This is a genomic window from Streptomyces sp. NPDC029151 (assembly GCF_055564315.1).
The window spans coordinates 123,495-145,406 of record NZ_JBVHWQ010000012.1 but is presented as its reverse complement, the minus strand read 5'-3'; the positions used below and the strand labels follow the sequence as shown (position 1 = coordinate 145,406).

17 protein-coding genes are annotated in these 21,912 nt (G+C 72.1%); 5 read left to right on the top strand and 12 right to left on the bottom strand.

Features of this window, described 5'->3' with window-relative positions; all coding sequences use genetic code 11:
• Positions 1–165: 165 nt before the first annotated feature.
• From ACZ4VF_RS33705 to bldG, 3 genes are all read right to left on the bottom strand, one after another.
• Positions 166–2,571, bottom strand: coding sequence for a sodium-translocating pyrophosphatase (locus ACZ4VF_RS33705; RefSeq protein ID WP_467930774.1), 2,406 nt, complete (start codon positions 2,569–2,571; stop codon positions 166–168).
• Between the two features lie 286 nt (positions 2,572–2,857).
• The gene (locus tag ACZ4VF_RS33700; protein WP_467930772.1) at positions 2,858–3,289 is read right to left on the bottom strand and encodes an ATP-binding protein; all 432 of its coding nucleotides are present in this window, start codon (positions 3,287–3,289) and stop codon (positions 2,858–2,860) included.
• 182 nt (positions 3,290–3,471) lie between these two features.
• Positions 3,472–3,813, bottom strand: coding sequence for an anti-sigma factor antagonist BldG (bldG, locus tag ACZ4VF_RS33695; RefSeq protein WP_014674042.1), 342 nt, complete (start codon positions 3,811–3,813; stop codon positions 3,472–3,474).
• 79 nt (positions 3,814–3,892) lie between these two features.
• On the opposite strand from bldG, the gene ACZ4VF_RS33690 reads away from it, so the two are divergent.
• Entirely contained in the window at positions 3,893–6,376 is a 2,484-nt protein-coding gene (locus ACZ4VF_RS33690; RefSeq protein ID WP_467930771.1) for a DEAD/DEAH box helicase, read from the top strand.
• A gap of 152 nt (positions 6,377–6,528) precedes the next feature.
• Here the strand turns inward: ACZ4VF_RS33690 and ACZ4VF_RS33685 are convergent, their stop codons facing one another.
• The 7 genes from ACZ4VF_RS33685 to ssd form a co-directional block, all read right to left on the bottom strand.
• Entirely contained in the window at positions 6,529–6,996 is a 468-nt protein-coding gene (locus tag ACZ4VF_RS33685; RefSeq protein ID WP_467930770.1) for an Rv3654c family TadE-like protein, read from the bottom strand.
• The gene (locus ACZ4VF_RS33680; protein ID WP_467930882.1) at positions 6,977–7,366 is read right to left on the bottom strand and encodes a TadE family type IV pilus minor pilin; all 390 of its coding nucleotides are present in this window, start codon (positions 7,364–7,366) and stop codon (positions 6,977–6,979) included. Before ACZ4VF_RS33680 ends, ACZ4VF_RS33685 begins: the two co-directional genes overlap by 20 nt.
• Before the next feature lie 40 nt (positions 7,367–7,406).
• On the bottom strand, positions 7,407–7,607 hold the full coding sequence (locus ACZ4VF_RS33675; RefSeq protein ID WP_467930768.1) for a DUF4244 domain-containing protein: 201 nt from the start codon (positions 7,605–7,607) through the stop codon (positions 7,407–7,409).
• An 88-nt stretch (positions 7,608–7,695) separates the two neighbouring features.
• Positions 7,696–8,478 (bottom strand): type II secretion system F family protein, encoded by a 783-nt coding sequence (locus tag ACZ4VF_RS33670; protein ID WP_467930767.1) that lies wholly within the window; start codon positions 8,476–8,478, stop codon positions 7,696–7,698.
• A gap of 94 nt (positions 8,479–8,572) precedes the next feature.
• On the bottom strand, positions 8,573–9,418 hold the full coding sequence (locus ACZ4VF_RS33665) for a type II secretion system F family protein (RefSeq protein ID WP_467930880.1): 846 nt from the start codon (positions 9,416–9,418) through the stop codon (positions 8,573–8,575).
• A gap of 221 nt (positions 9,419–9,639) precedes the next feature.
• A complete protein-coding gene (locus ACZ4VF_RS33660) occupies positions 9,640–10,830 on the bottom strand; it encodes a TadA family conjugal transfer-associated ATPase (RefSeq protein ID WP_467930766.1) in 1,191 nt (396 codons plus the stop codon).
• Positions 10,827–11,933, bottom strand: coding sequence for a septum site-determining protein Ssd (gene ssd / locus ACZ4VF_RS33655; RefSeq protein WP_467930765.1), 1,107 nt, complete (start codon positions 11,931–11,933; stop codon positions 10,827–10,829). The genes ACZ4VF_RS33660 and ssd overlap by 4 nt, the downstream gene beginning before the upstream one ends.
• Before the next feature lie 591 nt (positions 11,934–12,524).
• Between ssd and ACZ4VF_RS33650 the strand changes: the two genes are divergently transcribed.
• Positions 12,525–13,355 carry an HAD family hydrolase gene (locus tag ACZ4VF_RS33650; protein ID WP_467930763.1) on the top strand — a complete coding sequence of 277 codons (831 nt, stop codon included), beginning with the start codon at positions 12,525–12,527 and terminating at the stop codon, positions 13,353–13,355.
• 358 nt (positions 13,356–13,713) lie between these two features.
• On the opposite strand, the gene ACZ4VF_RS33645 is transcribed toward ACZ4VF_RS33650, so the two are convergent.
• Positions 13,714–14,538 carry a Fic family protein gene (locus ACZ4VF_RS33645; RefSeq protein ID WP_467930762.1) on the bottom strand — a complete coding sequence of 275 codons (825 nt, stop codon included), beginning with the start codon at positions 14,536–14,538 and terminating at the stop codon, positions 13,714–13,716.
• Between the two features lie 100 nt (positions 14,539–14,638).
• On the opposite strand from ACZ4VF_RS33645, the gene ACZ4VF_RS33640 reads away from it, so the two are divergent.
• Positions 14,639–15,619: an ATP-binding protein gene (locus ACZ4VF_RS33640; protein WP_467930761.1), complete on the top strand. Its 981-nt coding sequence runs from the start codon at positions 14,639–14,641 to the stop codon at positions 15,617–15,619.
• Positions 15,620–15,648: 29 nt separating this feature from the next.
• On the opposite strand, the gene ACZ4VF_RS33635 is transcribed toward ACZ4VF_RS33640, so the two are convergent.
• Complete coding sequence (locus tag ACZ4VF_RS33635; RefSeq protein ID WP_467930760.1) at positions 15,649–16,914, bottom strand: polysaccharide deacetylase family protein; 1,266 nt, start codon at positions 16,912–16,914, stop codon at positions 15,649–15,651.
• Between the two features lie 340 nt (positions 16,915–17,254).
• On the opposite strand from ACZ4VF_RS33635, the gene ACZ4VF_RS33630 reads away from it, so the two are divergent.
• Positions 17,255–19,693, top strand: a complete 2,439-nt coding sequence (locus ACZ4VF_RS33630; RefSeq protein WP_467930758.1) for a SulP family inorganic anion transporter — start codon at positions 17,255–17,257, stop codon at positions 19,691–19,693.
• Between the two features lie 92 nt (positions 19,694–19,785).
• A complete protein-coding gene (gene acs / locus ACZ4VF_RS33625) occupies positions 19,786–21,741 on the top strand; it encodes an acetate--CoA ligase (protein WP_467930757.1) in 1,956 nt (651 codons plus the stop codon).
• Positions 21,742–21,912: the final 171 nt, after the last annotated feature.

Here is a 21,912-nt window from a genome sequence, read left to right as displayed (position 1 = left end):
GGCTTTTGTGACTATTCGCACCACGGGAGACAAGGCTCACGACACCGGTGCGCGCCGCCGGCCCGCGACACCGGTCCCGGACGGTGCGGGCACACACGGAGCGGGCGGGCGGCGCGTCAGTACGCGCCACCCGCCCGCCCGTTGGCCAGGCCTACTCGACCGCGGCTACGAAACCACCGCGGCGCCCGGTGACTTGGCGACCCGCTCAGCGCTCTCGTCGTCGCCGACGGCGATCCCGCGCCGCTTGGAGACGTACACGGACACGACGATCACCAGGAGCGCGAGGACCGCGATCCCGATCCGCACGCCGAGGTTCTTGTCGTTCCCGTAGGAGAACTTGATCACCGCGGGTGCGATGAGCAGCGAGACCAGGTTCATGACCTTCAGCAGCGGGTTGATCGCGGGCCCGGCGGTGTCCTTGAAGGGGTCGCCGACCGTGTCGCCGATCACCGTGGCCGCGTGGGCCTCGCTGCCCTTGCCACCGTGGTGACCGTCCTCGACCAGCTTCTTGGCGTTGTCCCAGGCGCCGCCGGAGTTGGCGAGGAACACCGCCATCAGCGTGCCCGCGCCGATCGCCCCGGCGAGGTAGGAGCCGAGCGCGCCGACGCCGAGCGTGAACCCGATGAAGATCGGGGCCATGACGGCGAGCAGACCGGGCGTGGCCAGCTCCCGCAGGGCGTCCTTGGTGCAGATGTCGACGACCTTGCCGTACTCGGGCTTCTCGGTGAAGTCCATGATCCCGGGCTTCTCGCGGAACTGCCGCCGCACCTCGAAGACCACCGAACCCGCCGAACGCGACACCGCGTTGATGGCCAGTCCGGAGAAGAGGAAGACGACCGCGGCGCCCGCGACCAGGCCGACGAGGTTGTTGGGCTGCGAGATGTCCAGCGACAGGCTGAGCGGCGCGCCCGGACCGGTCAGCTTCGCGCCGACGTCGTGCACGTTGGTGGTGATCGCGTCGCGGTACGACCCGAACAGCGCCGACGCGGCGAGGACGGCGGTGGCGATGGCGATGCCCTTGGTGATGGCCTTGGTGGTGTTGCCGACCGCGTCCAGGTTGGTGAGCACCTGCGCGCCCGCGCCCTGGACGTCGCCGGACATCTCGGCGATGCCCTGGGCGTTGTCCGAGACCGGCCCGAAGGTGTCCATGGCGACGATCACCCCGACCGTGGTGAGCAGTCCGGTGCCGGCCAGGGCGACCGCGAACAGCGCCAGCATGATCGACGTACCGCCGAGCAGGAACGCGCCGTACACGCCGAGCCCGATCAGCAGCGCGGTGTAGACGGCCGACTCCAGGCCCACCGAGATGCCGGAGAGGACGACGGTGGCGGGGCCGGTGAGGGAGGTCTTGCCGATGTCCCGCACGGGGCGGCGGTTGGTCTCGGTGAAGTAGCCGGTCAGCTGCTGGATGACGGCGGCGAGCAGGATGCCGATGGCCACCGCGACCAGCGCGAGGAGACGCGGGTCGCCGTCCTTGCCCTTGATCGCCGCGTCGGTGACGCCGTCGAGGTCGGCGTACGTCGACGGGAGGTAGACGAAGACCGCGACCGCGACCAGTGCCAGCGAGATCACCGCGGAGATGAAGAAGCCGCGGTTGATCGCGCTCATGCCGCTGCGGTCGGCGCGGCGCGGGGCGACCGCGAAGATGCCGATCATCGCCGTGATCACGCCGATGGCGGGCACCAGCAACGGGAAGGCCAGCCCCGAATCGCCGAAGGCGGCCTTGCCGAGGATCAGCGCGGCCACCAGGGTCACGGCGTACGACTCGAAGAGGTCGGCCGCCATGCCCGCGCAGTCGCCGACGTTGTCGCCCACGTTGTCGGCGATGGTCGCGGCATTGCGCGGGTCGTCCTCCGGAATGCCCTGTTCGACCTTGCCGACCAGGTCGGCGCCGACGTCGGCGGCCTTGGTGAAGATGCCGCCGCCCACGCGCATGAACATCGCGATCAGGGCGGCGCCGAGGCCGAAGCCCTCCAGCACCTTCGGGGCGTCCGCGGCGTACACCAGCACCACGCACGAGGCGCCCAGCAGGCCGAGCCCCACCGTGAACATGCCGACGACGCCGCCGGTGCGAAATGCGATCTTCATCGCGGTGTGCGAGACGGTGGTGAGATCCTTTTCCGGTTCGCCTTCCGCCGGAGTTGCCTCCCTGGCCGCCGCGGCGACCCGCACATTGCTGCGCACGGCGAGCCACATGCCGATATAGCCGGTGGTCGCCGAGAACACCGCGCCGATCAGGAAGAACACCGAGCGGCCGGCTCGCTGATTCCAGTCGTCCGCGGGCAGCAGCATGAGCAGGAAGAAGACCACGACGGCGAATACGCCGAGCGTGCGCAGCTGCCGTGCGAGATACGCCTTGGCGCCTTCCTGGACCGCCTCGGCGATCCGTTTCATGCTGTCGGTTCCCTCGCCCGCCGCCAGTACCTGGCGCACCAGGATCCCCGCGACCACCAGAGCGGCCAGGGCGACGGCCGCGATGACGGCCACGATGATCCGATTGTCGTCGGTCAGTACCGCGGCTGCGAGGGATGAGGGGTGACCCAACTGCTCTGGGGTAGAAAGCCCCGCCATTCGTCCTCCTTGACGCTTGGGCTGAGCTCAAGATGTGGACGGATTGTAGGTACCCGTGAGTGATCTAAACAGGGGACGGTAAACGGAATTGGCCTGCATGCACGGACAGCGAACCCGAAAGAAGTAATGCCTCAAAACCGTTGACGATCAGATGGGTGCTTGATCAAATTATCGGGGTTTTGATCGTGAATTCCTTCACGAATTGAGAAGAGGCTGGAAAACAGGCCGCCGGGAACGCGACAGGGGCCCTGCTCAGGCAGGGCCCCTGTCGGGTCGTGCTGGGGGGTCAGGCGAGTGCGGTGGCCGGCGGTGCGGTCGGCCAGGTCATGCGGATCAGACCGCCGCCCTGCCCGGTGGTGACCTCCACGTCGTCAACGAGGCCGCTGATGACCGCGAGGCCCATCTCGTCCTCCTCGACGTCCGCGTCTCCGTCCTGCGCGCCGGGCGTGTCGCCGCCCGGCGTGGCATGCGGGGCCTCGTCGCCGACCTCGATGGAGAACTGTTTCTCGTCTTCGATCAACGCCACCTTCACCGGTGCCGTGACGCCGCTGATCTGGTGCAGTCCGACGGCACGGGAGCAGGCCTCGCCCACGGCGAGCCGCACCTCGTCCAGGACGGCCTCGTCCACTCCGGCCCTGCGCGCCACCGCTGCCGCCACCAACCGGGCGGTACGAACGTGCTCGGGCAGCGCGCTGAATCGGAGTTCGACGGTGGCCATGCATCCCCCTCGCGACTACGGGCGTGCGGTCGGGGGCGGGGTCGCCGAGCGCCCGCACCCCCTGGTGTACATCTGTACCCCGGACCGGCGCGTCGGCACCGGCCCAGGACGGGACCGGCCGACGCCCGGCCCCTGGCAGGGGCCCGACGCCGGCGACCGGTCCGGGATCGGTCGGTGGCCGATCAGTCGGTGGCCGCCACCGCTTCCTCGACCGTGGTGTGGATCGGGAACACCTTGGTGAGGCCGGTGATGCGGAAGATCTTGAGAATGCGCTCCTGGTTGCAGACCAGGCGCAGCGAGCCCTCATGGGCACGCACCCTCTTCAGGCCGCCGACCAGAACGCCGAGCCCGGTGGAGTCGAGGAAGTCCACGCCCTCCATGTCGACGACGAGGTGGAAATTCCCGTCGTTCACCAGCTCGACCAGCTGCTCGCGCAGCTTGGGCGCGGTATATACGTCGATTTCGCCACCGACCTCGACGACCGTACGATCGCCGACGGTACGGGTCGACAGGGACAGGTCCACGGATCCTCCAGCACCTTGCTATCGAGCGGTCGCCCTAGGGCACTCGGCTTACGGCCCCCGGGACGCTTCGCCAGCCGCGATGGCATTCAATCACTTACGGACGGGCGTGCACGACGCCTTGACTCCATTGTCCGTCACTCCAGTGACACACTCGGTGCCAATGGCCAAGAATCACCGATCCGATCGACCCCAGGCCCACGCGGCGTCCCGCCCGTCTCCGGGCACGGTCCTGGACCGGCTCGCCTCCGGGCCGAGCCGGGCTGCGCGCATCACTCATACGGAGCACTTGCCCCCGCGGGCGGGTCGCCATGCCCTGTGGCCTCACCGGATTCGGTCCGAGGTGATCGCGGCCGTGCAGGCCTGCGGCATCGAGCACCCCTGGGCGCACCAGGCGCTGGCCGCGGAGCACGCCCTGGACGGCGACTCGGTGGTCGTCGCCACCGGCACCGCCTCCGGCAAGTCCCTCGCCTATCTGATGCCCGTCCTGTCCACCCTCCTGGACGGTGCCGAGGCCCCGAACGGCCGCGGCGCCACCGCCCTCTACCTGGCCCCCACCAAGGCGCTCGCGGCGGACCAGCGCCGATCGGTGAAGGAACTTTCACAAACTCTCGGCACCTCGGTACGCCCAGCCGTGTACGACGGCGACACTCCGTTCGAGGAACGGGAGTGGATCCGCCAGTACGCCAACTACGTCCTCACCAACCCCGACATGCTGCACCGCGGGATACTCCCCTCCCACCCGCGCTGGTCCTCCTTCCTGAAGTCCCTCCGCTACGTCGTCATCGACGAGTGCCACACCTACCGCGGCGTCTTCGGCTCCCACGTCGCCCAGGTGCTGCGCCGGCTACGCCGCCTCTGCGCCCGCTACGGCTCCTCCCCCGTATTCCTGCTGGCCTCGGCGACCGCCGCCGAACCCGCGGTCGCCGCCCGCCGGCTGACCGGCCTGCCGGTCGTGGAGGTCGCCGACGACGCCTCCCCGCGCGGCGAACTGGTCTTCGCCCTCTGGGAGCCCCCGCTCACCGAACTGCAGGGCGAGAAGGGTGCACCCGTACGGCGTACCGCCACCGCCGAGACCGCCGACCTGCTGACCGACCTCACCGTGCAGGGCGTGCGCTCGGTCGCCTTCATCCGCTCCCGGCGCGGCGCCGAACTCATCTCGGTGATCGCCCAGGAGAGACTCGCCGAGGTGGACCCCTCACTGGCCCGGCGTGTCGCGGCCTACCGCGGCGGCTACCTCCCGGAGGAGCGCCGCGCCCTGGAACGCGCCCTGCACTCCGGTGAACTCCTCGGCCTCGCCGCCACGACGGCCCTGGAGCTGGGCGTGGACGTCTCGGGCCTGGACGCGGTGGTCATCGCCGGCTACCCGGGCACACGCGCCTCCCTGTGGCAGCAGGCGGGCCGCGCGGGCCGCTCCGGGCAGGGCGCCCTCGCGGTCCTCGTCGCCCGTGACGACCCGCTGGACACCTTCCTCGTCCATCATCCCGAGGCCCTGTTCGCCCAACCGGTGGAATCGACCGTCCTCGACCCCGACAACCCCTACGTCCTCGCCCCGCACCTGTGCGCGGCGGCCGCGGAGCTGCCGCTGACCGAGGAGGACCTGGACCTCTTCGGTCCCACCTGCGCGGACGTGCTGCCGCAGCTGGAGGCCGCGAAGCTGCTCCGCCGCCGCACGAAGGCCTGGCACTGGACCCGCCGGGAGCGGGCCGCCGACCTCACCGACATCCGCGGCGCCGGCGGCCGTCCGGTGCAGGTCGTCGAGGCCGGCACGGGCCGCCTGCTCGGCACCGTCGACGCGGGCTCCGCGCACTCCGCGGTCCACGAGGGCGCCGTCCACCTGCACCAGGGCCGCACCTACCTGGTGCGCGCCCTGGACCTGGAGGACTCCGTCGCCCTGGTCGAACAGGCCGACCCGCCCTACTCGACGGTCGCCCGCGACACCACGGCGATCTCCGTCCTGGACACCGACACCGAGATCCCCTGGGGCTCCGGCCGCCTGTGCTACGGCTCCGTCGAGGTCACCAACCAGGTGGTCTCCTACCTCCGAAGACGCCTGATCACCGGCGAGGTGCTGGGCGAGACGAAACTCGACCTCCCTCCTCGTACGCTGCGCACCCGCGCGGTGTGGTGGACGGTCACCGAGGACCAGCTGGACGAGGCCCGGATCACCCCGGAGATCCTCGGCGGCTCCCTGCACGCCGCCGAGCACGCCTCCATCGGCATGCTGCCCCTCTTCGCGACCTGCGACCGCTGGGACATCGGCGGCGTCTCGGTCCCGCTGCACCCCGACACCCTCCTGCCCACGGTCTTCGTCTACGACGGCCACCCCGGCGGTGCGGGCTTCGCCGAGCGCGCCTTCCACACCGCCCGCGGCTGGCTCACCGCCACCCGCGAGGCCATCGCCTCCTGCGAGTGCGACTCCGGCTGCCCGTCCTGCATCCAGTCCCCCAAGTGCGGCAACGGCAACGACCCCCTGCACAAGCGGGGCGCTGTACGACTCCTCACGACACTGCTGCGAGGGGCGCCGGAGGAGAAGCCGGCGAGGGATCCAGAGGGGGTCGGCTGAGGCGGGACGGCGAGGAAGGGATGCGCAGGCGCCTGGGCAGGCGAGGGGGATGGATGGCGGCGCCGCCGGGTCGGCACCGTCGGGGTGCCACCGCCGGTGTGCCACCGCCGGTGTGGCACCGTCGTCATGGCACCACCGGGTGGGGAGCCTCCTCACGGCCCGGGTCGCTCATCGCCTCCCGGAGCGGGACCCGCGGGCGGCGCGGGTACGGCGGCCGGTGGCACGAACCTGGTCCCGTCGGGCCCGCCAGGCGATACCGGCCCCGCCGGACCCGCTCTCGCCCTGACCTGAGCCGCGAACGGCCCCCGCCCCGCGGCCGCCGTCACGTCCGAGGTGTCGCCCTCGACCGCGCACCGCACCAACCGCACCCCCTGGGCCGCCGCCAGCCGCCCGGCCCGGGCGCAGGCCGCCGTGCCGCCCTCGGCCCAGTGGTCCGCCGCCGCGAGCGCTGCCAGGTCGGCACCGCCGGCCGCCCGGTGCCGTACGACGACGGCCTGTCCGACAGCGAGCACGGCGCCGAACACCACGCACAGCACAGCGATCAGCCCGAGACTCCACACGGTGGCGGATCCCCGGTCCAGGTCCTTCCGCTCCGGTCCCTCAGGAACCCGGTCCCGCACCCTCGCGCACCCCTCCCACACCCTCACGCACCCCTCCCGGCCCCTCAGCACCGTCCCCGGTCCCCACTTCCGCCACCGACTCCTCGGCCAGCGCCACAGCCTCCTCCCGTAGCTCGAACGGCAGTCCGTTCAGCAGTGGCGGCCTGGCCACCACCGTCACCCGGACCCGGTCGCCCTCCCGGGCGACGGTCACCCGTGCTCCCCGCGGTGCCGCTCCCCGGGTCACCGTGACCACCACGTCGGCCGGATCCTGACGGGCGGCGGCCCGGGCGCCCGCGCGGGCCGCGTCCACGCACTTGATCTCTGCCGCCGCCACGAGCAGGATCCAGACCAGCGCCATCGTGAACGCCACCAGCACGGACAGCACCATGGCCGCCTCCGCGGTCACGAACCCGCGGTCTCCCCCTCGCTCACATCCGCGCACCGAGGGCCCGCTTCACGATCGCCTGCAACTCCGCCTGTACCTGGCCGCTGTGAACGACCTTGTAGAGCACCAGCGCGAACGCGACGGCCGCGATGATTCCCATGGCGTACTCGGACGTCACCATTCCGGCGTCCTGCCGACCCGCCCCGAGCAACCGGACCGCCGCTTTCCTGATCTTGCTGAACATTCCAACCCCCGTGAGGTTCTCGTCTGTTGTCGATTTCTTCGGCACTCGCCCTGTATCCCTCCGCACGCCCACGTCCGCTCCCGCCGTCTCACCTCCCCTCCATCAGCCCGCCCGCCAGTCCGATCACGACGGGCAGCACCCCGACCGCGATGAACGCGGGCAGGAAGCAGAGGCCGACCGGTGCGGAGATCAGCACCGCCGCGCGGCGCGCCCGTACCGTCGCCGTACGCGCCCACTCCGCGCGCGCGTCCAACGCGAGACGGGTGACCGGGCCGGCAGCGGGCAGCCCTGACTCGCCGGCCCGCTCCAGCAGCCGCGCCAGCGGACCCGCACCGGGCAGCGCGGCCAAGTTCCGCCAGGCGTCCGCCGGTTCACCACCGAGCCGGACCTCCGCCGCGCCCCGCGCCAGCGCCTGCCCGACGGGTCCGCCGAGGGCTTCCCCGACGGCCTGGGCGGCGATCACGGGGCCGGCACCGGCGGTGATGCAGGCGGCCAGGAGATCCGCGGCGAGCGGGAGTCGGCGCGTGGCCTCGGCGGTGTCGATCTCCCCTTCCCGGCCGGCCGACGAGGCCTGCCGGACCCGCCGGCGTGCGAGCACGACACCGACGCCCAGCCCCAGCACGACCCCGGTGACGCCGCCGATCAACACCCACACGCCGCACCCCGCGGCGACCGGAGGCAGCCTCCGTCGCACCACATCCGGGATCACCAGGGGCTTTACGGCCGTGGGTACTTCGAGCCCCAACAGCTCCGCCACCCGGCGCCGCGTCCGCCGTCGCCGCCGCGCCGACTCCAGTCGCCCGGCACCCCAACCGAGGGCCAGCATCACGGCCGCCGTCATCCCCAGCCTGTGGACGACCTCCCCGCTCATGCCGTTCGCTCCCTTCCCCGCCGTTCGGACACCCGCCCTGCTCTGCTCATCCCCATCACCTCGCTCGCACCGCCTCGGCACCCACTTCGCTGCCTCACACCGCCTCCGCCCGCCGCACGATCCGCACCGCCCACCACATCCCGGCCGTCTCGAACACCGCCCCCGCCGTCAGGCAGCCGAGGCCGGCTCCGGTGTGCAGGAGGACCCGCAGCGGGTCCCCGCCCAGGGCCGTGCCGAGGAGCAGGCCGAGGGTGGGCAGTGCGGCGAGCAGGACCGTGGTGGCGCGGGCACCCGACAACTGCGCACGCAGGTCGGCCCGCTGGTCGCGCTCGGCACGCAGGGCCCCCTCCAGCCGGTCCAGGCCGGCGGCGAGTCCCGCGCCCCGGTCCACGGCCACCCGCCAGCAGGCGGCGAGTCCGAGCAGGCCCTCGGCGCCCGGCTGACGTGCCGCCGCGGCGAGCGCACCGGGCACGTCTCCGCCGAACCGGGCCGCCGCCACCACGGCGGCCTGCGTGTCACCGAGTCCGCCGGAGTCCCGCGCGGCCCACAGCAACGCCTCCCCGGGCTGCCGTCCCGCCCGCACCTCCCCGGCGAGCGCCCCGCACAGGGCGATCACCGCGTCCGCCCGCCGCCGGCGGGCCAGCCGGGCCGTCCGCGCCAGCCGTACCCGGCGGAGCACCGGCACACCGGCCGCCCCCGCGACGGCCGGGATCACCGAGGCGCCCAGCAGGGCGACCACCAGTCCGGCGAGGAGCGCCCACCACTCGGCTCCCCACCTGCCGCACCGCAGCCGCAGTCCCGCGAGGACCTGCTCCCAGGCGGGAGGCCCGGTCGCCACCACCCCACCGCCGGCCATCAACAGCCGCGCCCGCCGCACCCCCTGGTGCCGTCCGCCCTGCGTCCAGACCAGCGCGCCGAGACAGACCAGCGCGGCCCCCATGGACGTCTCACCGATCACTTCGGTCACCTCTCCGCTCACTCCCCAACGTCACGTCAGAACCTCACGCCCGAACCTCACCGCCGGCTGCGCCCCGGCCCTCTCCACCCACTCCGCTCCGGCCCACACCGCGGCCCCACTCCCGCGCTCACCGCCCGCCCCCCCTCCGGCCCGTACCGCGCGCTCCGCCTGCGCACGAACCCACCACCGCCCCCCGCCGCACCTCACTCGCTCCCGGCCCCCGCCGGCTCGCCCAGCAGGTGCCGCAACCGCTCCCACCCCCGCTCCCGCGCGAACGCGCGCTCGCCCCAGCGCAGCGCCGGTACCGTCCGCACCAACCCGGTGGCGTCCCGCTCCAGCACATGGATCTCGGCGATCCGGCGCCGCCCGGACCGGCCCCGCACCAGGTGCACCACCACCGAGAGGGCGGCCGCCAGCTGGCTGTGGAGCGCGGCCCGGTCCAGCCCGGCGGCCGTTGCCAGCGCCTCCAGCCGGGCGGGTACGTCCCCGGCGGCATTGGCGTGGACCGTGCAGCACCCGCCCTCGTGGCCGGTGTTGAGGGCCGCGAGCAGGTGCACGACCTCCGGCCCGCGCACCTCGCCGACGACCAGCCGGTCCGGGCGCATCCGCAGCGCCTGCCGCACGAGGTCCTCCAGGGTGACCAGGCCGGCGCCCTCCTGGTTGGCCGGTCGGGTCTCCAGCCGGACGACGTGCGGATGGTCCGGCCTCAGCTCGGCCGAGTCCTCGGCGAGCACGATCCGCTCCCCCGGCCCGACGAGCCCCAGCAGGGCGCTCAGCAAGGTCGTCTTGCCGCATCCGGTGCCGCCGCTGACGAGGAAGGACAGCCGGGCCGCGAGCAGTGCCCGCAGGATCCGGTCACCGCCCGGCGGAACCGTGCCCGCCGCGACGAGTTCCTCCAGCGTGAAGGCCCGGGGCCGGACCACCCGCAGGGCCAGGCAGGTGCAGCCGACGGCCACCGGGGGCAGCACCGCGTGCAGCCGGGTGCCGTCGGGCAGCCGGGCGTCCGCCCAGGGGCGGGCGTCGTCCAGCCGGCGTCCGGCGACGGCGGCCAGCCGCTGCGCGAGACGTCGTACGGCCGCCGCGTCGGGGAAGGTCACCGGGGTCAGCTCCAGGCCGCCGCCACGGTCCACCCACACCCGGTCCGGCGCGGAGACCAGGACGTCGGTCACGTCCGGATCGGCGAGCAGTGGCTCCAGGGGGCCGGTGCCGACCAGCTCGGACCGCAGGTGTGCGGCCGCGCCGAGGATCTCCGCGTCGCCGAGCACCCGGCCCTGTTCGCGCAGTGCCTGGGCCACGCGCGCGGGGGTGGGTTCGGCACCGCTCTCGGCGAGCCGGCGGCGGACGCCGTCGAGCAGGGCCGCGCCGTCGGCCCGGTCGAGTCCGGGCAGGGTCATCGGATGCCTCCGGCCTCGACCAGCGCGCGCTCCCAGAAGTTCCCGCAGAAGCGGGCGAGCGGACCGCGCCCGGACGCTCCCGGGGGTTTCGCGCCGCCCCGTGGGCGCAGCAGCGCCGGTTCGACGGGCACCTCCCCGGCCAGCGGCAGATCGAGCAGCCGGGCCACCTCGTGACCGTCCAGACCGGGTGCGTACGGTCCGCGGACCGCCACCCGCAGATCGCGTACGACCATGCCGACGGCGGAGGCGACGCGGCCCGCGGCGGCGAGCGCACGCAGTTCGGCCGGGACGACGAGCAGGGCGAGGTCGAGCTGGGCGAGGACTTCGGCGACCCCGTCGTCGAGCCGTCGGGGCAGGTCGACCACGACCGTGCCGCCGCGCCGCCGGGCGGCGGCCAGCACCGCGCGGACCGCGGGGGCCGGAACGGCCACGCAGTCGCCGCGGTCCCAGCTGAGCAGGCGCAGGGAGTGCAGTTCGGGCAGCGACTCCTCCAGGGCGCCGCCGCCGACCCGGCCTCGGGAGGCGGCGAAGGCGGGCCAGCGCAGCCCCTCGGCACTCTCGCCGCCGAGGAGTACGTCGAGTCCGCCACCGAGCGGATCGGCGTCCACGAGGAGGGTGCGCAGTCCCTCGCGCGCGGAGGTGACGGCGAGCGCGCACGCGAGCGTGGACGCGCCGGCGCCGCCCCGGCCGCCGATCACCCCGACGGTGAGTGCGGGGCGGCCGATGCCCTCGGCGACGTCGGCGATCCGGTCGACCAGCCACGCCTCGCCGTCGGGGAGCATCAGGACGTGGTCGGCGCCGATCTCGACGGCTCGTTTCCACACCCCCGAGTCGTCCTGGTCACGGCCCACCAGCACCACACCGGGGCGGCGGGCGGCCCCGCGCGCCCGGCGGGCGGCGTCGTCGCCGACGAGTACCAGCGGGGCGGCCGCCCAGCCGTCGCCGGATTCCGGTACGCCATGGTGAACCTCGGGCGTGGCGCCCGCCGCGGCGCACAGGCGCAGCAGATCGTCCAGGAGTACGGCGTCCTCGGTGACGATGAGCGGTCGTCCGGGCCGCTCCGCCGAGCCGGGCGGCGGGTCGTGGGTGACGGTTCCGGTCATGGCTGTTCCCCCTTCACTGCGCGGGCCGCGCAGCCCCCGCGGCCACGCGATTCCCCAAGGTGTGGAGAACCGGCAAGCGGCCTCCATATGAACGGCCGACAGGAACCGGCCATACGCACTCCGGCAATCGGAACCGGCCATGAACTCGCCGCGGCGGGAGTGCGCTGGAATCACGGTGCGGTGATCCGCGAAATAATGTGGATCTTGGTGGAAAACTGTGGACAACCCCGGCCCCTGTGAATATCTCCGTCACCCATACCGGTGATCCCAGTACGGTCCGTGTGCGACTTCCACAGAGCAGTCCGACAATTACTCTGCGTAGCGGATCACGGACATGCAGGAGGCGCGGCCACGGCGGCGCACTGCCGGCCGTAGGACCGCGGAAAGAGGGGGGAGGAGCGGAAAACGCATCCGGACATGCGACGACCCCCGCCGGGGGGGAGAGCGGGGGTCGTCCCCACGGCCGACTCGGGGGGGGAGGAGTCGGGCCGGGTTAGCACGGTCGCGAACGATCCGTGACTTCCATGGTGTACCCGAGAGCCCTCTCAGGCAAACCCACGCGCCACACCTTACGCCGAATGGTGGGCGCCTATGCTCAAGGGCGTGGAAAACCACTCCTTGCCTCGCGCAGCGGCCTTCTTTGACCTGGACAAGACGGTCATTGCGAAGTCGAGCACCCTCACCTTCAGCAAGTCCTTCTACCAAGGCGGGCTGATCAACCGCAGGGCCGCTCTGCGCACCGCATACGCCCAGTTCGTGTTCCTCGTCGGCGGCCTGGACCACGATCAGATGGAGCGGATGCGCGAGTACCTCTCCGCGCTGTGCCGCGGCTGGAACGTCCAGCAGGTGCGGGAGATCGTCGCCGAGACCCTGCACGAGCTGATCGACCCGATCATCTACGACGAGGCCGCCTCCCTCATCGAGGAGCACCACGCGGCCGGGCGGGACGTGGTCATCGTGTCCACCTCGGGCGCGGAGGTGGTCGAGCCGATCGGCGAGCTGCTGGGCGCCGACCGGGTGGTCGCCACCCGCATGGTCGTCGGCGAGGACGGCTGCTTCACCGGGGAGGTGGAGTACTACGCCTACGGCCCGACCAAGGCCGAGGCCATCAGGGAGCTGGCCGCGTCCGAGGGCTACGACCTCGACCGGTGCTACGCCTACAGCGACTCGGCGACGGACCTGCCGATGCTCCAGGCGGTCGGGCACCCGCACGCGGTGAACCCGGACCGTGCACTGCGCCGCGAGGCACTCGCGCGCGGGTGGCCGGTCCTGGCCTTCCGTCGCCCCGTCCCGCTCAAGAAGCGGCTCCCCGCGTTCTCCGTCCCGCCGCGCCCGGCCCTGGTCGCGGCGGCGGCCGTGGGAGCGGCGGCGGCGACCGCCGGCCTCGTCTGGTACGCCAGCCGTCGCCGCGGCACCGCCTGAGCGGGCCCGTTTTCACGTCGTTTGAACCTAAAAGTAAAGAAGTGTGGGCTGGGGTTCCACTTCCTCCCGGCTCGCGGTACAAAGAACGTAGGCCCGCGAGACCAAAGGACATCCGCGAGGATCCCCTACCACTACGCACTTGGCCCCACGGACCCCGCATGAACACCGGGCACCCACGCGACGTCGACCCGTCGATTACGGGCCAGCCGCACCAGGTGACGGGCAAAGCATCCCGGCCTGATGGGCGCATATCGAGGACGCTTGGTAACCCGGTGAGCATGCCAGCGGCGGTACGAGCATTCGTACCGCCGCAACCCTTTTCCCGGAGCCCGGGCCTCCCTGCCCTCCGGACGCCTCCTCAGGCCGCGCCGCGCTGCAGCGCCTCGCACACCGCGGTCGACTCCCGTACGCCCAGCTCCACCGCCCGGCCGCAGTGGGCGATCCAGGCGGCCATGCCCTCGGGCGTGCCGGAGACGTACCCGTCCAACGCCGCCAGGTAGGCGGCGCGGCCCAGTTCGGCGTGGCCGGCCTCGGCCGGGCAGATCGCCTTCGGGTCCAGGCCGCTGCCGATCAGCACGATCCGCTCGGCCGCGCGCGCGACGAGGCCGTTGTGGGACGTGAAGGGACGCAGCGCGAGGAGCTCACCGTGGACCACGGCGGCCGTCACCAGCGCGGGCGCGGACGTACCGGCGATGATGAGGTCCGCCAGCCCCTCCAGTCGGCCTGACACCTCTCCGGCCTGCGGCAACGGCAGCTCGACCAACGGTTCGTCCACCGGCTCGCCGGCCTGGCGCGGCCTGCCCACCTGGTCGTCACCGCTCGCGGCGGCCACCAGGTGCAGCCGGGCCAGCACCCGCAGCGGCGACTGGCGCCAGATGGACAGCAGCTGCCCCGCCTCGGCGCTGAGCCGCAGGGCCGCACCCACGACGCGGGCCTCGGGGTCGGCACCGAAGTCGGTGCGCCGACGCACTTCCTCCAGGGCCCAGTCCGCGCCGGACAGCGCCGCCGAACCGCGGGCGCCGCGCAGGGCGGCCTCGGAGGTGATCGCATTGCTGCGGCGCCGCATGATCCGGTGCCCGTAGACCCGGTCCACGGCCTTGCGCACGGACTCAACGGACTCGGCCACGCCGGGCAGCGAACCCAGGGCCGAGAGAGGGTCGGCGGTCGCGCCTGTCGTACTCATGAGTACGACACTACGCACCCCACCGGCCGACCCCACGAAGGAGTGGTCTTCTTCACGCCCCCTGACACGCAGAGCAAGGGAGCCACTACGCTTGGTGAACATGAAAATTGCTTTCGTCGGGAAGGGCGGCAGCGGCAAGACCACGCTCTCGTCCCTCTTCATCCGCCATCTGGCAGCCGCCGGTGCCCCGGTGGTCGCCATCGACGCGGACATCAACCAGCACCTCGGTCCCGCGCTCGGCCTCGGCGAGGAGGAGGCCGCGGCGCTGCCCGCGATGGGCGGACAGCTCCCGCTGATCAAGGAGTACCTGCGCGGCAGCAACCCGCGCATCGCCTCGGCCGCGACGATGATCAAGACCACGCCGCCCGGCGAGGGCTCGCGGCTGGTGAGTGTGCGCGAGCCCAACCCGGTCTACGACGCCTGCGCACGTCCGGTGGAACTCGACGGCGGTGCCGTCCGTTTGATGGTCACGGGCTCCTTCACGGACGCCGACCTGGGGGTCGCCTGCTACCACTCCAAGACCGGAGCGGTGGAGCTGTTCCTGAACCACCTCGTCGACGGCCCCGACGAGTACGTGGTGGTCGACATGACCGCCGGCTCGGACTCCTTCGCCTCCGGCTTGTTCACCCGCTTCGACATGACGTTCCTCGTCGCCGAGCCGACCCGGAAGGGGGTCTCCGTCTACCGCCAGTACAAGGAGTACGCCCGCGACTTCGGCGTGGCCCTGCAGGTCGTCGGCAACAAGATCCAGGAGCCGGACGACGTCGACTTCCTGCGCGCGGAGGTCGGCGACGACCTGCTCGTGACCGTCGGGCGCTCCGACTGGGTGCGCGCCATGGAGAAGGGCCGCCCGCCCCGGTTCGACCTCCTGGAAGAGGCCAACTCCCGCGCCCTTCAGACGCTTCGGGCCGCCGTCGACGCCACCCATGAGCGGCGCGACTGGGAGCGGTACACCCGCCAGATGGTGCACTTCCACCTGAAGAACGCCGAGTCGTGGGGCAACGAGCGCACCGGGGTCGACCTGGCGGCGCAGGTCGACCCCCATTTCGTGCTCGGCGAGAGCGTGGCGACACCGGTCTGACGCCGGCCTGCCTCCGTTGGTACAGGCGGTTACGGCTTGTCCGCCGGCGCCCCTGGCACGCCCTTGGGCGCCGGAGCCGGGCGGCCGGACAGGAAGGACGCCCAACCCTGCCGGGGTGCCTCGCCGACCTCCAGGGTGCGCAGCTTCGCCAGGACGTTCGGGTCCTGGGCGTCCAGCCAGTCGGCCAGCTGACGGAAGGAGACACAGCGCACGTCCGGCTTGGCGCACACCTCCTTCACCACCTCTTCGACGGCGCGCATGTAGGTGCCGCCGTTCCAGGACTCGAAGTGGTTGCCGATGATCAGAGGCGCGCGGTTGCCGTCGTAGGCGCGGTAGAAGCCCTTGAGGAGGCCGTCACGCATCTGGTCGCCCCAGTAGTCGAACTTGTCGGGGTCGCCCTGGGTCTCGGTGCCGGACTGGTTGACCATGAAGTTGTAGTCCATGGTCAGCTGCTCATAGGTGTGGCCCGGGAAGGGCACCAGCTGCATCGACAGGTCCCACAGGCCCTCCTTCTTCTTGGGCCACACCTGGTCGTTGACCCCGCTGGAGTCGTAGCGGAAGCCGAGCCGGCGGGCGGCCTTCACGAAGTTCTTCCGCCCCTCCAGGCAGGGGGTACGGGCGCCGATCAGCTCCTTGTCGTAGTCGAAGGGCAGTGGGGCCGCCTGCTTCATGCCGGTGTTGGTCTTCCAGGACTTCACGAACTCCTTGGCCTGGGCGACCTCGCTCTCCCACTCGTCCACCGACCAGGTGCCGACCCCGCCGTCGGGTCCGCAGAAGTGGCCGTTGAAGTGGGTGCCGATCTCGTTGCCCTCCAGCCAGGCCAGCCGGACCTGCTTCAGGGTGTCGGTGATGCCCTGCTCGTCGTTGAAGCCGATGTCGGAACTGCCCGGGTCGTGCTGGGGCGGCTTGTACAGGTCGCGTTTCTCCTTCGGCAGCATGTACACGCCGCTGAGGAAGTACGTCATCGTCGCGTTGTTCTCCTTGGCGACCTTGCGGAAGTGCGAGAACAGCTTCTGGCTGTCCTCACCCGCGCCGTCCCACGAGAACACGACGAACTGCGGGGGCTTCTCTCCGGGACTCAGGCGCTCGGGCCTGGTCAGATGCGGCTGGGACCCGGTGTACGCGGTGGATCCGTCGCCGATCAGCCGCAGCACGCTGCCCGGCGCCGGCGCCCCCTGGTCCGGGCCGGGCGCCCCTTCTCTCGTGCCGCTGGAGTCGGTCGCGCAACCGGCGAGCGACACCGCACAGGCCGTGGCGACCATGGCGCCGACGGCGATCCTCTGGGTGGCGGCCATGTTCCGCCCACCTTCTTCCTTCTCTCAGGCACACGTTGACGAGGGCCGTTCTGTGATGGGATGCCGGGTTTGCACCGGCAGCCCGGCCAAGGTCCCACGGGGACCGAGAGGGAATTAATACGACAAGCCGATGAAATGCTCGCTTCACCCCAGTGAGCGATCGCGTACCCCATTTGCCCCGGAAAGATATGCTCTAGCTTTACTTGGCATTACGGTTCTTTTACCGAACGAGGATCCATCCCGCCGCTGCACGCCGTGACCCACGGCCGCGACCGAGCCCGCCCATCGCCGCGGGCCCCCACCCAGTCCGCGACCGCGCCGCCCCGGAGGAGACGGGAACATGCCAGCCTGCGCACCCCCTCACATCGAGCACCCCCGCCCGCCGCACGGCCCCGCACCCGCTCGCCGCCGCTTCCCCGTAGCCGGCGCCGACGTGTCCGCGGCCGTCGCGGTCTTCCTGATCGCCCTGCCGCTCTCCCTCGGCATCGCCCTGGCCACCGGCGCCCCGCTCCAGGCGGGCCTCGTCGCCGCCGCGGTCGGCGGGATCGTGGCCGGCCGGCTGGGAGGCTGCCCGCTCCAGGTCAGCGGGCCGGCTGCCGGACTCACCGTCGTCACCGCCGACCTGATCCACCGTTACGGCTGGCGGGCGACCTGCGGCATCACCGTCCTCGCCGGCCTCGCCCAGCTCGGCCTCGGCTGCCTGCGGGTGGCGCGTGGCGCACTCGCGGTCAGCCCGGCCGTGGTGCACGGCATGCTCGCCGGCATCGGTATCACCATCGCGGTCGCGCAGCTGCACATCGTGCTCGGCGGCAGCCCCGACAGCTCCGTCCTCGCCAACGTGCGGGCCCTGCCCGCGCAGTTGGCCCACCTGCACCCGGCGGCCGTGGCGACGAGCGTGCTCACCCTGACCCTGCTGCTGGCCTGGCCGCGCCTGCCCGGCCGCGCCGGACGGCTGCTGCGCAGGGTGCCGGCCGCCCTGGTCGCCGTCACCGGAGCCGCCGCGACCGCCGGCCTGGCCGGCCTTGCCCTGCCCCGGGTCGAACTGCCCTCCTGGCACAGCCACGCCCTGGCCGGACTGCCCGACGGCCCGGTGCTCGGCGTCGTCGCCGCCGTGCTGACCACGACCCTGGTGTGCAGCGTGCAGTCACTGCTCGGCGCGGTGGCCGTGGACAAGCTCATCGCCGCCCGCCCGGGCCCGCAGCACCGTCCCGGCCCGCAGTCCCGCCCCACCCCGCACCACCGTCTCGGCCGCTCCGACCTGGACCGCGAGCTCCTCGGTCAGGGCGCCGCCAACATCGTCTCCGGGGCCCTCGGCGGACTGCCGATCGCGGGGGTGGCCGTGCGCAGTACCGCGAACGTGAAATCAGGTGCCCTCAGCCGGAACTCCACGATGTTGCACGGCGTTCTCGTAGTAGTCGCCGCGCTGCTGATGGTCCCGATCCTGGAGGAGATCCCGCTCGCCTCCCTCGCCGCCCTGGTGATGGCCGTCGGCATCCAGATGGTGTCCCTGCACCACATCCGCACGGTGACGCGCCACCGTGAGGTGCCGGTCTACGCCGCGACCACACTCGGCGTGGTGTTCCTCGGCGTCCTGCAGGGCGTACTCCTCGGTGTCGCCGTGGCGGTCGCCCTCGCCCTGCGCCGCCTCGCCCGCACCCGTATCACCCACGAAGAGAAGGAAGGAGTCCACCACGTACGTGTCCGAGGCCAGCTGACCTTCCTCGCGGTGCCCCGGCTCAGCAGAGCCCTGCATCTCGTGCCCCAAGGCGCCCAGGCGGTAGTGGAGTTGGACGGTTCGTTCATGGACCACGCGGCGTACGAGTCACTGCAGGACTGGCGCACCGCCCACACCGCACGGGGAGGCACGGCCGAACTGGCGGGCCGGCGCGGCGGAATCCGGACCGCCGGGCGGGCCCCGTCCACCGGGTGCCGGTGCCACCCCTGGACCCCCTGGCGCAACCACCAGTCCTGCTTCACCGCGGCCCCCGCCGCTCCGGCGGGCCGGGAGGCGGGCCACGAACTGGCCCGTGGCATCAGCTCGTTCCAGCGCAACACCGCGCCGCTGGTACGGGAGGAGCTGGCGCGGCTCGCCCGGGAGGGCCAGCGCCCGTCCCAGCTCTTCCTCACCTGCGCCGATTCCCGGCTCGTCACGTCGATGATCACCGCCAGTGGTCCGGGTGACCTGTTCGTCGTCCGCAATGTCGGCAACCTGGTGCCGCCGCCCGACGAGGGGCACGGCGACGACTCGGTGGCCGCCGCCATCGAGTACGCGGTGGAGGTGCTCGGGGTGCGCTCCATCACCGTCTGCGGGCACTCGGGCTGCGGGGCGATGCAGGCGCTGCTGGCCGGTGGGACCGGGCAGGAGGCCACCCCGCTGCGGCGGTGGCTGCGGCACGGGCTGCCGAGTCTGGCCCGCATGTCCGGCGACGGCCGGAGCGGGGCCCGGCTGGCCGGGCGGGACCCCGCGGACGCGGTGGAGCTGCTCTGCCTGACCAACGTGGTCCAGCAGCTGGAGCACCTGCGGGTGCACCCGCCGGTCGCCCGGGCTCTGGCGAGGGGCCGGCTGGAGCTGCACGGCATGTATTTCCACGTGGGCGAGGCACAGGCGTACCTGCTCGCGCGCACGGAAGGAGGAACGGTGTTCGAGGACGTCGCGGAGGGCGTCGGGGGCGTCGGCGGAGGTACGGGCGGGGGCGTCGGCGAAGGTGCCGGGGGAAGCGTCGAGGGAGGTGAGGAGGCATACGGGCGGGTGCGGACGGCGAGTCCGAGACAGGTCTAAACCAATTTTCCGGTCGACCCTTGTCATCCGACCCCCGCGTCTGATGAGCTGTGGCCTGGGACACAACGGACACCCTTGGAAAGGGAGATGTCGTGAGCAACGAGAGCCTGGCCAACCTGCTCAAGGAAGAACGCAGGTTCGCGCCGCCCGCCGACCTGGCAGCGCACGCCAATGTCACCGCGGAGGCGTATGAACAGGCCAAGGCTGACAGGCTCGGCTTCTGGGCCGAGCAGGCCCGCCGGCTGACCTGGGCCGAGGAACCGACCGAGACGCTGGACTGGTCGAACCCGCCGTTCGCGAAGTGGTTCAAGGACGGCCGGCTGAACGTCGCGTACAACTGCGTGGACCGGCACGTGGAGGCCGGGCACGGGGACCGCGTCGCCATCCACTTCGAGGGGGAGCCCGGCGACAGCCGCGCGATCACCTACGCGGAGCTGAAGGACGAGGTCTCCAAGGCCGCCAACGCCCTGCTGGAGCTGGGTGTGCGCAAGGGCGACCGGGTCGCCATCTACATGCCGATGATCCCGGAGACCGCGATCGCGATGCTGGCCTCGGCCCGGATCGGCGCGGCCCACTCGGTCGTCTTCGGCGGCTTCTCGGCCGACGCGCTCGCGACCCGGATCCAGGACGCGGACGCCAAGGTCGTCATCACCTCCGACGGCGGCTACCGGCGCGGCAAGCCGTCCGCCCTCAAGCCGGCCGTGGACGAGGCGATCGGCAAGGTCGACAACGTCGAGCACGTGCTGGTGGTGCGCCGTACGGGCCAGGAGGTCGCCTGGACCGAGGGCCGCGACCTGTGGTGGCACGAACTGGTGGACCGCCAGTCCGCCGACCACACCCCGGAGGCGTTCGAGGCGGAGCACCCGCTGTTCATCCTCTACACCTCCGGTACGACGGGGAAGCCGAAGGGCATCCTGCACACCTCCGGCGGCTACCTCACCCAGACGGCCTACACCCACTGGGCGATCTTCGACCTCAAGCCGGAGACGGACGTGTACTGGTGCACGGCCGACGTCGGCTGGGTCACCGGGCACTCGTACATCGTGTACGGCCCCCTGGCCAACGGCGCGACGCAGGTCATGTACGAGGGCACGCCGGACACCCCGCACCAGGGCCGGTTCTGGGAGATCGTGCAGAAGTACAAGGTCACGATCCTCTACACCGCGCCGACCGCGATCCGGACGTTCATGAAGTGGGGCGACGACATCCCCGCCAAGTTCGACCTGTCCTCCCTGCGTGTCCTCGGCTCGGTGGGCGAGCCCATCAACCCCGAGGCGTGGGTCTGGTACCGCAAGCACATCGGCGCCGACCGGACGCCGGTCGTGGACACCTGGTGGCAGACCGAGACCGGCGCCATGATGATCTCGCCGCTGCCCGGTGTCACCGAGGCCAAGCCGGGCTCCGCCCAGCGTCCGCTGCCCGGCATCAGCGCCACCGTCGTCGACGACGAGGCGAACGAGGTACCGAACGGTGGCGGCGGCTACCTGGTCCTGACCGAGCCGTGGCCGTCGATGCTGCGCACCATCTGGCGCGACGACCAGCGGTTCCTCGACACCTACTGGTCCCGCTTCGAGGGCAAGTACTTCGCCGGGGACGGGGCGAAGAAGGACGACGACGGGGACATCTGGCTGCTGGGCCGGGTGGACGACGTGATGCTCGTGTCCGGGCACAACATCTCCACCACCGAGGTGGAGTCGGCGCTCGTCTCGCACCCGTCGGTCGCGGAGGCCGCCGTCGTGGGCGCCGTGGACGAGACCACCGGCCAGGCCATCGTCGCCTTCGTGATCCTGCGCGGCACCGCCTCGGAGAACGAGGCGCTCCTCGGTGAGCTGCGCGACCACGTCGGCGCCACGCTCGGCCCGATCGCCAAGCCCAAGCGGATCCTGCCGGTGGCTGAGCTGCCGAAGACCCGCTCCGGCAAGATCATGCGCCGGCTGCTGCGGGACGTCGCCGAGAACCGCCAGCTGGGAGACGTCACCACCCTGACCGACTCCACGGTCATGGACCTGATCCAGGCCAAGCTGCCCGCGGCGCCCAGCGAGGACTGAGCGACACGGGACTGAGCGTCCCCCCGAGGGGCACCCGGACGGCGAACGTGCCGGGTGCCCCTCGGGCGTCTACGGTGAAGATCACCGGACCCGCGTCACCGAATCCGTGGGACCAGCGCCACCGGGCCTCGCTCCGGCACTTTAGGTAAAGTAAACAAAGTGCCGTACGTG